This is a genomic window from Micromonospora sp. DSM 43699 (genome assembly GCF_055517075.1).
The window spans coordinates 1-15,251 of sequence record NZ_JBTMMT010000105.1; the positions used below are offsets into that span (position 1 = coordinate 1).

At 74.8% G+C, this 15,251-nt stretch carries 2 protein-coding genes; both read right to left on the reverse strand.

Annotated elements, in window-relative coordinates; translation table 11 throughout:
* On the reverse strand, window positions 1–6,486 hold a 6,486-nt coding region (locus AC0AIB_RS29670; RefSeq protein ID WP_465097932.1), incomplete at its 3' end, for a type I polyketide synthase.
* A gap of 54 nt (window positions 6,487–6,540) precedes the next feature.
* A partial coding sequence (locus AC0AIB_RS29675; RefSeq protein WP_465097931.1) for a type I polyketide synthase occupies window positions 6,541–15,251 on the reverse strand: 8,711 nt, incomplete at its 5' end.

The following is a 15,251-nucleotide window of genomic DNA, read 5'->3' on the forward strand; positions in this document are numbered from 1 at the left end:
CACATCCACAAACGGCGCCAACGCCCGCTGACACTCCGCCAACCGCGCATCAAACACCCCACAACGACCCACCAAACCCGCCGCCAACCCCACCGACTGACCACCCTGACCCGGAAAAACAAACACCACCCCGGACCCGTGCTCCATCACCGAACCCGACACCACACCCACCGACTCCGACCCCACCGCGTCAAGACCAGACAACAACTCCTCGATGTCGGCACCGACCACAGTGGCCCGACACTCGAACACCGACCGCGTCGTGGCCAACGACCAACCCACCGCCGCCGGATCCAACCCCCCGTGCCCACGCACATGCCGCGCCAACCGCTCCGCCTGACCGCGCAGCGCAGTGACCGACCGCGCCGACACCGGCCACACCACCACGTCGGAGTCCACCAGACCCGGCCCCGGGTGCCCGTCGTCGGCCGTGGACAGCGCGCCGGCGACCGGCGGAAGCTCGACGGCCTGCTCGATGATCATGTGCGCGTTGGTGCCGGAGACGCCGAACGACGACACCGCCGCCCGACGCGGACGGTCCACCACCGGCCACGGCACCGCCCCCGTCACCAACTCCACAGCACCCGCCGACCAGTCGATGTGCGGCGACGGCTCGTCCACGTGCAACGTCGCCGGCACCAGGCCCTCCCGCATCGCGAGGACCATCTTGATCACGCCCGCCACACCGGCGGCGGCCTGGGTATGGCCGATGTTCGACTTGACCGACCCCAACAGCAGCGGGACCTCCCGGTCCTGCCCGTACGTGGCGATCAGCGCCTGCGCCTCGATCGGGTCACCGAGCGTCGTACCCGTACCGTGCGCCTCCACCACATCCACATCCGCCGCCGACAACCCGGCACTCGCCAGAGCCTGCCGAATCACCCGCTGCTGCGACGGACCATTCGGCGCCGTCAACCCATTCGACGCACCGTCCTGATTCACCGCCGAACCACGCACCACCGCCAGCACCGTATGGCCGTTACGCCGCGCATCGGAGAGCCGTTCGAGGAGCACCATGCCGACGCCCTCACCCCAGCCGGTGCCGTCCGCCGCCGCCGCGAACGCCTTGACCCGCCCGTCCGGTGCCATTCCGCGCTGCCGGGAGAACTCCACGAACAGGCCGGGCGTCGCCATCACCGTCGAACCACCCGTCAGGGCGAGGTCACACTCGCCCTGACGCAACGCCTGCACGGCCAGGTGCATCGCGACGAGGGACGACGAACACGCCGTGTCCACCGACACTGCAGGTCCCTCCAACCCCAACGCGTACGCCACCCGACCCGACACCACGCTCGCCGCGTTCCCGGTGCCGCCGAACCCCTCCACCTGGTCGCCGGCCACCATCAACAGGGACCTATAGTCCTGACCGTTCGTGCCCACGAACACCCCTGTTCGTGAACCCCGCAAGGATCCCGGCACCACCCCTGCCCGCTCCAGCGCCTCCCACGACGCCTCCAGCACCAACCGCTGCTGGGGGTCCATCGCCAACGCCTCGCGCGGGCTGATCCCGAAGAAGCCGGGGTCGAACTCCGCCACGTCGTAGACGAAGGCACCCCTGTCCGTGTAGGTGGTGCCGGGCTTCTCCGGGTCGGGGTCGATCAGGCGGTCGAGGTCCCAGCCACGATCGGTGGGGAACTCGTCGACGGTGTCCACGCCGTCGGCGACGAGCCGCCACAGCCCCTCCGGGCTGGTGACGCCGCCCGGGAAGCGGCAGGCCATCGCCACGATGGCCACCGGCTCGTCGTCGTGCACGGCGGAGCGGGTGGCGGTCTCGGCTGCTGCTGCGGTGTCGCCGACCAGCCCGGCGAGCAGGAAGCGGGCCAGCGCCAGCGCGTTGGGGTGGTCGAAGACCAGGGTGATGGGCAGCGGCCGCCCGATCGCGGCCACGAGACGGTTGCGCAGCTCGACCGCGGTCAGCGAGTCGAAACCGAGGTCCCGGAACGCGGTGGTGGCCGGGATCGCGGCGGCGTCGTCGTGACCGAGCACGTCGGCGGCGAGTTCCCGGACCAGGTCGGCGAGGGTCTCCGCCCGCCGGGCCGGGGTCAGCTCGGCCAGCCGGCGGCGCAGCGTCGCGGCGGTGCCGTCGTCGGCGTCGTCGAGCGGCACCCCGCCGTCGAGGGCCGCCTTCGCCTCCGGTACGCCCTCCAGCAGCGGCCGACGCCGGGCGGAGGCGAACGCGGGGGCGAACCGGGACCAGTCGACGTCGACGACGGTGAGGGTGACGTCGTCGTGTTCGAGGGCCTGCTGGAGGGCGCTCATCGCGACGGCCGGGTCCATCGGCGGCACGCCCCGCTGGCGCAGCTTCCGGTCGGAGTCGGCGGTGTGCATGCCGCCCTCCCCCCAGGAACCCCAGGCGACGGCGGTGCCGGCCCGCCCGTCGGCGCGCCGCTGCTGCACGAGCGCGTCGAGGTACGCGTTGCCGGCGGCGTATCCGGCCTGGCCCGCGCTGCCCCAGGTGGCGGCGATGGACGAGTAGACGACGAACGCGTCGAGTTCCTGGCCGGCGAGGAGGTCGTGCAGGTGCGCGGCGCCAGCGGTCTTGCCGGCCGTCACCTCTACCAGCTCGGTGGGGGTGACCGCCATGAGCGGGGTGGTCTGGGCGACACCGGCGGTGTGCACGACGGCGCGTACCGGTGGGCCGTCGGCCTGGACCCGGTCGAGCAGGGCGGCGACGGCGGCCCGGTCGGCGATGTCGCAGGCGGTGACGGTGACCCGGGTGCCGAGGTCGCGCAGCTCGGCGGCCAGTTCGGCGGCGCCGGGGGCGTCGGGGCCGCGTCGGCTGACCAGCACGACGTGCTCGGTGCCGGCCGAGGCGAGCCAGCGGGCGGCGCGGGCACCGAGTCCGCCGGTGCCACCGGTGATCAGCGCGGTTCCGGCGGGCGTGAAGCGCCGTGCCGGGGGGCGGTCGCCGAGTCCCGCGCGGACCAGGCGGCGGACGAAGACACCGGGGGCGCGTACCGCGAGCTGGTCCTCTCCGTGCGGGCCGCCGAGGATCGCGGCGAGCCGGCCGGCGGTACGACCGTCGAGGCGGGACGGCAGGTCGACCAGGCCGCCGAAGCGATGGGGGGCCTCGACGCTGACCACCCGGCCGAAGCCCCAGATCGCGCCCTGCCCGGGGTCGGTGAGCCGGTCGTAGGGGGCGACGGTGACGGCCCCCCGGGTCATCAGCCACAGCGGCGCGGCGAGTTCGGCGTCACCGAGCGCCTGCACCAGGGCGAGAGTGGTGGCCAGGCCGGGCAGGACGATGTCCTCGCCGGTCTGTGGTTCCCAGGCCAGCAGGGAGACCACCCCGGCGATCTCGGCACCGGCCAGGGACGCGGCGAGCCCGGCCCGGTCGGCGTCGGGTGCGACGGTCAGCGGCAGCAGTTCGGCGCCGGCGTCGGTCAGCGCAGCCCGGACGCCCTGTACGGCCGGGTCGTCGTCGAGCCCGGCGGGCAGTGCCAGGAGCCAGGTGCCGTGGAGGCGGGCGGCGGCCGGTTCCGGGGTCACCTGCCAGTCGGTCCGGTACCGCCAGCCGTCGAGGACGGAGTGTTCCTGCCGCTGCCGGCGCCAGTCGGCGAGGACGGGCAGCAGGGTGCGCAGCGACGCGACGGCCTCGGCGTCGTCGACGGCGAGGGTGCCGCGCAGGGCGTCCAGGTCGGCGCGTTCGACGGCGTCCCAGAACCGGTGGTCGAGCAGGCCGGCACCGGTGGTCGGGGCGGCGGGTTCCTCCGCCGGCACCCAGTAGTGCTCCCGTTGGAAGGGGTAGGTGGGCAGGTCGACCCGACGCCCCGACCAACCACCGAACGCCGGCCGCCAGTCGACCGACACACCCCTGACGAAAACCTCCGCCACAGCACTGTGGAACCGACCCAGACCACCCTCACCACGACGCAGACTACCCGTGACCGTCACCGCCGCCGGATCAGCAGCGACCAACTCCACCGACTCCTGCACCGCCATCGTCAACACCGGATGCGCGCTGACCTCAACGAACGCGGAACAGCCGGCGGCGACCAGACCCCGCACCGCCTCATCGAAACGCACCGTCTGTCGCAGATTCCGATACCAGTAATCCGCGTCGAGAGCGGCTGTGTCCAGCCACTCCCCCACCACCGTCGACCAGAACCGCACCTGCCCACTACGCGGAGACAACCCCGCCAACAACTCCAGGAGTTGCTCCCGCAACGGCTCGACATGCGCCGAATGCGAGGCATAGTCCACCGGCACCCGTCGAACACGGATCTCGCGGGACTCGTAGTGGGCCACCAGTTCGTCGAGAGCGGCCACGTCACCCGACACCACCACGGAGGTGGGCCCGTTGACCGCAGCGAGGGCGATCCGACCGTCCCAGCGCGTGATCGTCCCGACCATCTCGTCAGCGGTCGTCGCGACGGACACCATCGCGCCTGTTTCGGCCACCTCGGCGATGACCCGACTCCGCAGCGCCACCACCGCCGCCGCGTCGTCCAGACTCAACGCCCCGGCGACACACGCGGCAGCGATCTCACCCTGCGAATGACCCACCACCATCGACGGACGAACCCCGTACGACTCCCAGAGCGCCGCCAACGACACACCCACCGCGAACAACGCCGGCTGGACCACGTCGACCCGGTCCAGCGACGGTGCGTCCGGTACGCCGCGCACCACGTCGAGCAGCGACCAGTCCACATACGGACCCAACGCCTCCGCACAGGCCGCCAACCTCTCCGCGAACACCGGAGCCGTGTCCAGCAGTTCGGCCGCCATGCCCACCCACTGCGAACCCTGACCAGGAAAGACGAAAGCCACCTCACCGGGGTTGCCGGCGACACCCGTGACGACCTCCGACCCGGGCCGACCGTCGGCCAGCGCCGTCAACCCGGCAGCCAGTTCCTCGCGCTCGGCGGCGAAGACCACCGCCCGGTGTCCGAGGGGCGACCGGGAGACCACCGAGGTCCAGCCCACGTCGGCCGGGTCCAGGTCGGACCCCTCGGCGACGTACCGCGACCAGAGCCCGGCCTGACGGCGCAGCGCGGTGCGGGTGCGGCCGGTGAGCAGCACGGGCGCGGGAGCGGGGAGGTCGGGCCGCTCGGCGGCGGCGGGGGCGTCCTCGGGCTGTTCGAGGATGACGTGGGTGTTGGTGCCGCTCATCCCGAACGAGGAGACCGCGGCCCGACGGGGCCGGTCGACGGCCGGCCACGGCGTCGGTTCGGTGACCAGGGCGACCTGGCCGGCCGACCAGTCGACGTGCGGGGTGGGTTCGTCGACGTGCAGGGTGGCGGGGACCACCCCGTGCCGCATGGCCTGGACCATCTTGATGATCCCGGCGATGCCCGCAGCGGCCTGGGTGTGCCCGATGTTCGACTTGATCGACCCGAGCAGGAGCGGGGCACCGGCACCCCGCTCCTGCCCGTACGTGGCGAGCAGCGCCTGCGCCTCGATCGGGTCACCGAGGGTGGTGCCCGTGCCGTGCGCCTCGACGACGTCGACCAGGTCGGGAGTGAGCTTCGCGCCGGCCAGCGCCTGCCGGATGACCCGCTGCTGGGCGGGGCCGTTCGGGGCGGTCAGCCCGTTGCTCGCACCGTCCTGGTTCACCGCGGAGCTGCGGATGATCCCGAGCACCGGGTGACCGTTGCGGCGGGCGTCGGAGAGCCGTTCGAGCAGCAGCACGCCGACGCCCTCGCCCCAGCCGGTGCCGTCGGCAGAGGCGGCGAACGACTTGCACCGCCCGTCGGTGGCCAGGCCGCGCTGCCGGGAGAACTCGACGAACGGGCCGGGGGTGGCCAGCACGGTGGCCCCGCCGGCCAGCGCCAGGCCGCACTCGCGCTGACGCAGGGCCTGGCAGGCGAGGTGGACGGCGACGGACGACGACGAGCAGGCGGTGTCCACGGTGACCGCGGGTCCTTCGAGCCCGAAGGTGTAGGCGATCCGGCCGGAGACGACGCTGGCGGCGGTGCCGGTGAGGACGTACCCCTCGACGCCGGGAGCGCGGTGCATGACGGCGGCGTAGTCCTGGCCGGAGGTGCCCATGAAGACGCCGGTACGGCTGCCGCGCAGCGACAGCGGCGCGATGCCGGCCCGCTCGAACGTCTCCCAGGTGACCTCCAGCAGCAGCCGCTGTTGCGGGTCCATGGCGACGGCCTCGCGGGGCGAGATGCCGAACAGGGCCGCGTCGAACTGCCCGGCGTCGCCGAGGAACCCGCCGGAGGAGGTGTACGAGGTGCCGGGGTTGTCGGGGTCGGGGTGGTGCAGCCGGTCGAGGTCCCAGCCCCGGTCGGCGGGGAAGCCGCCGATGGCGTCCCCTCCGGCCGAGACGAACCGCCACAGCTCTTCCGGCGAGTCGATGCCGCCGGGGTAGCGGCAGCTCATGCCGACGATCGCCACCGGCTCGCACTCCTCGGCGCTGACCTCGCGCAGCCGCTGGCGGGTCTGGTGCAGCTCGGCGACGACACGCGTCAGGTACTCGCGGAGCCGCTCCTCGTCCGACGTGGTCGGCCTCGGCCCCTCGTTCTCCACCGGCACGTTCGCCATGGCTGGTCTCACTTCCTCGTTCTGCAGCGGTACGTGACGCGTGCCTCAGGAGAGCCCGAGGTCCCTGTCCAAAAGGTCGAACAGCTCCTGGTTGCTGGCCGTCCGCAGCCGGTCGGCCACCCCGGCGGCCCCGTCGGGACGCTCGCCGCCGCCCCGCTCGGCGGCGCCGAGACGCTCCAACAGCCGGTGCAGCCGCATGGTGATCCGCACCCGGCCGATGTCGTCGGCCTCGCGCCCGGCGAGCGCCTCCTCCAGCCGGTCGAGCTCGTCGACGGTGGGCAGGGCCTCCACCGACGCCTCGCTGACCAGCTCGGCACGCAGGTGCGCGGCGAGGGCCTGCGGGGTCGGGTAGTCGAACACCACGGAACTGGGCGGGTTGAGACCGGTGGCCTGCGCCAGGCGGCCGCGCAGTTCCACGGCGGTCAGCGAGTCGAAGCCGAGGTCCCGGAACGGCCGGTCGGCCTCCAGTGCGTACGGGGTGTCGTGGCCGATCACCTCGGCGGCGGCGGTGCGGATCAGGTCGACCAGCAACCGGTTCTGCTCGGCGGCGGTGAGGTCGGCGAGCCGCTTGCGCAGTCCGCTGAGGACCTCCTCCCCGCCGTCGGTGGCCGGGCCGGAGCCGGCGCGCAGGGCCGCCACCTCGGGCAGGTCGCTGATCAGCGGCCGGGGCCGGGCGGAGGCGAAGACCGGAGCGAAGCGCGCCCAGTCGACGTCGGCGACGGTGAGCACCGTGCCGTCGCCCTCGACGGCGGCCCGCAGAGCGGCCATCGCCGGCTCCCGGTCGAGCAGGGAGACCCCGCGCCGGCTCATCGCCACGGCGTGGTCGTCGCTGACCATGCCGCCACCGGCCCACGGCCCCCAGTTGACCGAGACCACCCGGGCCCGACCGGCGGGCCGGGACTGCGCCCAGGCGTCGAGGAAGGCGTTGCCGGCGGCGTACGCCCCGTGGTCGCCGACGCCCCACGCCGCGGCGATGGAGGAGAAGTAGACGACCAGGTCGAGGTCGTCCGGGTCGAGCAGTTCGTCGAGGTGGCGGGCCCCCGCAGTCTTGCCGGAGACCACGTCGGCCAGTTCGTCGGCGCTGACCACGGCGACCGGGTTGAGGCGTCCGACGCCAGCGGCGTGCACCACGGCGCGCACGGTCTCGCCGTCCCGACGCAGCCCGTCGACCAGGGCCGCGACGGCGTCCCGGTCGGCCAGGTCGCAGGCGACCGCCGTGGCGTGCGCGCCGATCTCGGCCAGCTCGGCAATCGTGTCGGCGACGCCGGGGGCGTCCGCGCCGCGCCGGCTGACCAGGATCAGCCGCCGGGTGCCGTGCCGGGCGAGCCAGGTGGCGGCGTACCGGCCGATCGCTCCGGTGCCGCCGGTGATGAGCACGGTGTCCGGCGGCTGCCAGACCGGGGCGTCGGGCAGTTCGCCGCGGGCCGCCCGGGCCAGCCTCCGCAGGTGCGTGCCGAGTGGACGGACGGCGAGCTGGTCCTCGGCGTCGGTGTTGGTCAGCGCCCGCAGCAGGTGCTCCCCGGCGGCGGCGTCCAGCTCCGCCGGCAGGTCGAGCAGGCCGCCCCAGTGGGCGGGGTGTTCCAGTGCGGTGACCAGACCGAGGCCCCAGGTGGTGGCCTGGGCGGGGCGGGCGATCGGGTCGCCCGGGCCGGTGGTCACGGCCTGCCGGGTGAGCAGCCACAGCGGCCCGACCGGCACGGCGTCGGTGACGGCCTGGACGAGGGCGAGGTTGCCGGTGAGCCCGGCCGGCACGTGCGGGTGGTCGGGGTGGGGGCGTTCGTCCAGGGCGAGCAGCGAGACGATCCGGCAGGGCGCGCCGGCGGGCAGCAGCCCGGCCAGCTCGGCCCGGGTGATCGACGCGGCGTCGACCGCGACGGTACGGACCTCACCGCCGTACCCTTCGACCAGCTCGCCGAGCTGGTCGGCGGTCTCCGTCGCCGTGCCGGCCGGGACGACCAGCAGCCAGTCCCCGGTGGCCACGCCGGCGGTGAGCCGCCGCTGCGGCCAGGTGATCCGGTAGCGCCAGCCGTCGACCAGCGCGTCGCCCTGCCGTCGGCGGTGCCACTCGGCGAGGGTCGGCAGCTGGGCGCGCAACGGCTGGTCGGGGTCGACGCCGAACCGGGCCGCCAGCCCGTCCCCGTCGCCCTCGGTCACGGCCCGCCAGAACGCCTCGTCGGCGGTACCGGTCACCGTGGCGGCCTGCCCGGAGGCGCCGACCACGTCGCCGACGCCGACGGGCCAGAACCGCTGGTGCCGGAACGCGTACGTGGGCAGCTCGACCGGGTCGGCGACGGGCAGCAGCGCCGCCCAGTCGACGCGTACGCCGTGGCAGTGCAGCCTGGCCACCGCGCCGAGCAGCGTCGCCACCTCGCCCCGGCCGCGACGCTGCGTCCCGGTGACGAGCGGTCCGCCCCCGGGCAGCGCGTCGGCGGCCAGGGCGGTCAGCACGGTGTCCGGGCCGACCTCCAGCAGGGTGCCGGCCCCGAGGTCGCGCAGGTGGGTGACGGTGTCGGCGAACCGGACGGCCTCCCGCACGTGCCGCACCCAGTAGTCAGGCGTGCAGACCAGCCCGGGGTCGGCGACCCGGCCGGTCAGGTTGGACACCAGCGGCACGGTCGGCGGGGCGTAGTCGAGCGTGGCGGCGACGGCGGCGAACTCGGCCAGCATCGGCTCCATCAGCGAGCTGTGGAACGCGTGGCTGACGTTGAGCCGCTTGGTGCGCACGCCGTGAGCGGCGAAGTGCCCGGCCAGGTCGGTGAGCGCGTCGCCGGGGCCGGAGACCACCACGGCGGCCGGTCCGTTGACGGCGGCGACGGCCACCCGGCCGGCGTACCGGGCGAGGGTGTCGGTGACCTCGGCCTCGCCGGCGGCGACGGCGAGCATCCCGCCACCGGCCGGGAGGGCCTGCATGAGCCGCCCCCGGTTGCCGACCAGGGCGCAGGCGTCGGGCAGCGTGAGCACGCCGGCCACGTGCGCGGCGGTGATCTCGCCCACGGAGTGCCCGGCGACCAGGTCGGGGCGGAGGCCCCAGCCCGCCAGGAGCCGGTGCAGCGCCACCTCGACGGCGAACAGCCCGGCCTGGGTGAAGACCGTCTGGTCGAGCAGAACCGCCTCGGCGCTGCCCTCGTCGGCGAAGAGGACGGTCTTCAGCGGCCGGGGCAGGTGCACGTCGAGGTGTTGGCAGACCTCGTCGAGCGCCTCGGCGAAGGCGGGGAACGCCCGGTAGAGCTCGCGGCCCATCCCGGCGTGCTGCGCGCCCTGCCCGGAGAAGAGCACGGCGACGGTGCCGCCGGACCCGGCGACGTCCCGGGTGACGTCCGGGTGGGTCTGGCCGGCGGCGAGCGCCCGCAGTCCGGCCAGGTAAGCGTCCCGGTCGGCGGCGAGCAGCACCGCGCGGTGCCGCAGGTGGGACCGGCCGGTGGCCAGGGCCCGCGCGACGGCGACGGGGTCGGCGGCGGGCACCGCCGACGCCCAGTCGGCGAGCCGGGCCGCCTGGGCGCGGAGGCCGTCCTCGTCGTTGCCGGAGACCGCCCAGGGCAGCAGCGGCAGTGCGGGCAGCCGCCCGGCGCCGGGCGTGTCGGCCTCGACGGGCGGGGCCTGTTCCAGGATGACGTGGGCGTTGGTGCCGCTCACCCCGAAGGCGGAGACCGCCGCCCGGCGCGGCCGGTCCACCTCCGGCCACGGGGTGGCCTCGGTGAGCAGCGTGACCGCGCCCTCCGACCAGTCCACCTGCGGGGTGGGCTCGTCGACGTGCAGGGTCGGCGGGAGCAGGTCGTGCCGGAGCGCCATCACCATCTTGATCACACCGGAGACGCCCGCGGCGGCCTGGGTGTGGCCGAGGTTCGACTTGACCGACCCGAGCAGCAGCGGCCGGTCGGCCGGTCGGTCCTGCCCGTACGTGGCGAGCAGGGCCTGCGCCTCGATCGGGTCGCCGAGGCGGGTGCCGGTGCCGTGGCCGTCGACGGCGTCCACATCGGCCGGGGTGAGCCGGGCGTTGGCCAGGGCCTGCCGGATGACCCGCTGCTGGGCGGGGCCGTTCGGGGCGGTCAGCCCGTTGGATGCGCCGTCCTGGTTGGTGGCGGAGCCGCGCACCACGGCGAGGATCCGCCGGCCGTCGCGGCGGGCGTCGGAGAGGCGCTGGAGGAGCAGCAGCCCGGCCCCCTCGCCCCAGCCGGTGCCGTCGGCCGCCCCGGCGAACGACTTGCACCGGCCGTCGGCGGCGAGGCCGCGCTGCCTGGCGAACTCCAGGAACGGGCCGGGAGTCGCCATCACCGTCACGCCGCCGGCGACCGCCATGTCGCACTCGCCGGCCCGCAGCGCCTGCACGGCCAGGTGCAGGGCGACCAGCGACGACGAGCAGGCGGTGTCCACGCTGACCGCCGGCCCCTGGAGGCCGAAGGTGTAGGAGAGCCGGCCGGAGAGCACCGCAGCGACGTTGCCGGTGGCCTGGAAGCCCTCGGTCTCGGTCCGTGCGGCCATGAGGAGGGTGGCGTAGTCCTGCCCGTTGGTGCCGACGAAGACACCGGTGCTGCTGTCCCGCATGTCGGCGGGGGCGATACCGGCCCGCTCGAACAGCTCCCAGCCGGTCTCCAGCAGCAGCCGTTGCTGCGGATCCATCACCAGCGCCTCGCGCGGGGAGATGCCGAACAGTCCAGCGTCGAAGCCCCCCGCGTCGGCGAGGAAGCCGCCCTCCCGCACGTACGAGGTGCCCGGGGTGTCCGGGTCGGGGTCGTAGAGGGCGTCGAGGTCCCAGCCCCGGTCGGCGGGGAACGCCGCGATCGCGTCGCGCCCCTCGGTGACCAGCCGCCACAGCTGCTCCGGGCTGGCCACCCCGCCCGGGTAGCGGCAGCTCATCGCGACGATGGCGATGGGCTCGTCGAGGGCGGCGACGGCAGACGTGGGGGCGTCGACCCGCTCGGTGACGCCGAGGATGCGGTCGGTCAGCCATCCGGCGAGCAGGGCCGGGGTGGGTCGGTCGAAGACCAGCGTGGCGGGCAGCTTCAGCCCGGTCGCCTCGCCGAGCCGGTTGCGCATCTCCACGGCACTGAGCGAGTCGAAGCCGATCTCGCGGAACGGCCGGTCGGCGCCGATCGTCTCGGCGGAGGCGTGCCCGAGCACTGCCGCGGCGTGCATCCGGACCAGTTCCAGCAGGGTACGGCGACGCTCCGGCTCGGCCAGTCCGGTGAGCCGGGCCCGCAGCGGGGAGGCTTCGGTGGGCTCGTCGTCGTCCCGGGCGCGGGCGGCGACGAGCCGGGCGACCTCGGGGACGTCCTCGATCAGCGGTCGGGGGCGGGTCAGCGCGTAGGTCTGGTAGAACCGGTCCCAGGCGATGTCGGCGACGGCGAGGGCCACCTCGTCGTGCGCGAGCGCCTGGGCGAGGACGGCCACGGCCAGGTCGGATCGCATCGGCCGGACGCCGGAGCGGAACATCTGGTCGGCGCCCTCGGCCGCCATCATCCCGCCGCCGTCCCAGGCGCCCCAGGCCACGGCGGTGGCGGGGAGGCCGCGCCGGCGGCGGTCCTCGGCGAGGGCATCGAGGAAGGCGTTGCCGGCGGCGTAGCCGCCCTGGAAGCCACCGCCCCAGACGCCCGCGCCGGAGGAGAAGAGGACGAAGGCGGCCACGTCACCGCCGAACGCCGCGTCGAGGTTGACCGCGCCGGCCACCTTGGCGTGCAGGGCGGCGGCGAGTTCGGCCAGGTCGGTGCCGGCGAGCGGGCCGGCATGGGCGACGCCGGCGGCGTGGAAGACCGCGTCGATCCGGACGTCCTGCCCGGCGAGCCGGTCGACGAGGGCGTGCAGCGAGTCGGGGTCGGTCACGTCGCAGGCCGCCACCGTCACGGTCACGCCGAGGGCGGTCAGCTCCGCCTCCAGCTCGGCCGCGCCGGGTGCCGCCGGGCCCTGCCGGCTGGTCAGCACCAGGTGGGACGCGCCCTCGCGGGCCAGCCACCGGGCCACGTGCGCGCCGATCGCGCCGAGGCCGCCGGTGACCAGGACGGTGCCGGCGGGACGCCACCCGGCGGCGTCCGGCGGGGTCGCCTGTTCGCCCGCGCGGACGAGCCGGCGGGCGAACAGGCCGGAGGTGCGTACCGCGATCTGGTCCTCGTACCCCAGGCCGGCGAGGGCGACGGCGAGCCGGCCCCGGGTGCGCCGGTCCAGGACGGCGGGCAGGTCGACGAGGCCACCCCAGCGGTCGGGGTGTTCCAGGGCGGCGACCCGGCCGAGGCCCCAGACCAGGGCCTGCCGAGGGTGGTCGAGCGGGTCGGCGCGGCCCGTGGTGACGGCACCCCGGGTGGCGCACCACAGCGGCGCGGCGATCCCGGCGTCACCGAGGGCCTGCACGAGGGCGAGGGTGCCGGCGAGCCCGGCGGACACGACCGGGCGCTCCGGGTGGTCCTCCTCGTCCAGGGCGAGCAGGGAGAACACGCCGGAGACGGCGAGGGCGTCGAGGCCGGCGAGCTGCTCGGCGAGCGCACCGCGGTCCGGGTCGGCGACAGTCACCGGCACGACGTCGGCGCCGGCCTCGCCGAGGGCCTGGATGGTCTGACCGACCATCACGTGGCCCGCGTACGCGGCCGGCGCGACGAGCAGCCAGGTCCCGCCCAGTCGGGCGGACGACGCGGTGGGCAGCGGCTGCCAGCGCACCCGGTACCGCCAGGCGTCCACGGTGGACTCGTCACGGCGGCGCTGCCGCCACTCGGACAGCACCGGCAGCGCCTCGCCGAGCGCCCGCGCCCCGGTCCCGTCGATGCGCATCGCGGCGGCCAGCGCGTCGGCGTCGGACCGCTCGACGGCGTCCCAGAACTGGCGGTCGACAGGATCCTCGACGGTGGTGGCCGGACCGGTCCGCACCGGCGCCTCGGGCCAGTAGCGCTGCCGGTGGAAGGCGTAGGTGGGCAGCGGCACGGCGGGGCCGGTGGCGACGCCGCAGACGGCGGTCCAGTCCGCGTCGACGCCGTGGACGTGCAGCTCGGCCAGGGCGGAGAGCATGCGGGGCCAACCGCCCGCGCCGCGCCGCAGGGTGTTCACCACCGCAGCCTCGTGCTCACCGGAGTCGATGGTCTCCTGCATGCCGAAGCTGAGCACTGGGTGCGGGCCGACCTCCAGGAAGACCTGGTGTCCGTCGGCGAGCAGGCTGCGCACGGCCTGCTCGAAGTTCACCGTCTCGCGCAGGTTGCGGTACCAGTAGCCGGCGTCGAGGGTGGTGGTGTCGGTCTGCCGGCCGGTGAGCGCTGAGTAGAAGGTCAGCTCGGCGGGGCGGGCCGTGATCCCGTCGAGGCTGGCCAGGAGCCGGTCCCGGACGGCCTCGACGTGCGGGGAGTGGGAGGCGTAGTCGACGTCGATGGGACGGGTGCGCACGTCGTCGGCCGCGCAGACGGCGGCCAGCTCGGCGAGGGGTTCCGGGTCGCCGGCGACCACGACGGACTTGGGGCCGTTGACGACGGCCACGCAGAGTCGGCCGTCCCACCGGGTCAGCAGCTCGCGGACCCGGTCGGCGGGCAGGGAGACGGACAGCATCCCGCCCCGACCGGCGATGTCGGCGAGCACCTGGCTGCGCAGGGCGACGATCCTGGCGGCGTCCTCGAGGGAGAGGGCGCCGGCCACGCAGGCGGCGGCGATCTCCCCCTGGGAGTGCCCGACCACTGCGGCCGGCCGTACGCCGAGCGAGCGCCACAGCCGGGCCAGGGAGATCATCACCGCCCACAGGGTGGGCTGCACGACACCGGAGGCGACCAGCGGCGGGGCACCGTCGGTGCCGCGCAGCACGTCGGTCAGCGACCAGTCGACCCAGGGCGCGAGGACGGCCTCGCACTCGGCGATGGACGCGGCGAACACCGGCGAGGTCTCCAGCAGCTCGGCGGCCATGCCGGGCCACTGCGAGCCGTGCCCGGAGAAGACGAAGACGGGGTTGGTGTTGCGCAGGGCCGAGCCGGTCACCACGGTGGGGACGGTCCCGCCGTCGGCGAGCGCGGTCAGGCCCTGGCTCAGCTCGGCCTGGTCCTGGCCGAGCACGACGGCCCGGTGCGGAAACGCCGCCCGGGTGGTCGCGAGGGCGTACGCCACCTCGGCCGGTTCGATCTCGGGGTGCGCGGCGAGGTGCAACCGCAGGCGGACGGCCTGCTCCCGCAGCGCGGCCCGGTCGGTGGCGGACAGCACGAGCGGGACGAGCCCGGCGGCGGCGATGCCCGGCTGGAACTCGGCGACGACCGTGGGCCCGGCGGCCTGCTCCAGCACGACGTGGGCGTTGGTGCCGGAGATACCGAACGACGACACCGCCGCCCGACGCGGCCGACCGGTCTGCGGCCACGGCGTCGCCTCCGTCGCCAGAGCCACCGCTCCGGCGGTCCAGTCCACGTGCGGGGACGGCTCGTCCACGTGCAGCGTCGGCGGCACCAGGCCGTGCCGCATCGCCAGGACCATCTTGATCACACCCGCCACACCAGCCGCCGCCTGGGTGTGACCGATGTTCGACTTGATCGACCCGAGCAGCAGGGGCACCTCGCGGTCCTGCCCGTACGTGGCCAACAGCGCCTGCGCCTCGATCGGGTCACCCAGCGTGGTGCCCGTGCCGTGCGCCTCCACCGCGTCCACGTCCGCCGTCGACAGCCGGGCGTTGGCGAGAGCCTGCCGGATCACCCGCTGCTGCGACGGACCATTCGGCGCGGTGAGACCGTTCGACGCACCATCCTGATTCACCGCCGAACCCCGCACCACCGCAAGGATCCGCCGACCCTCCCGCTGCGCATCCGACAACCGCT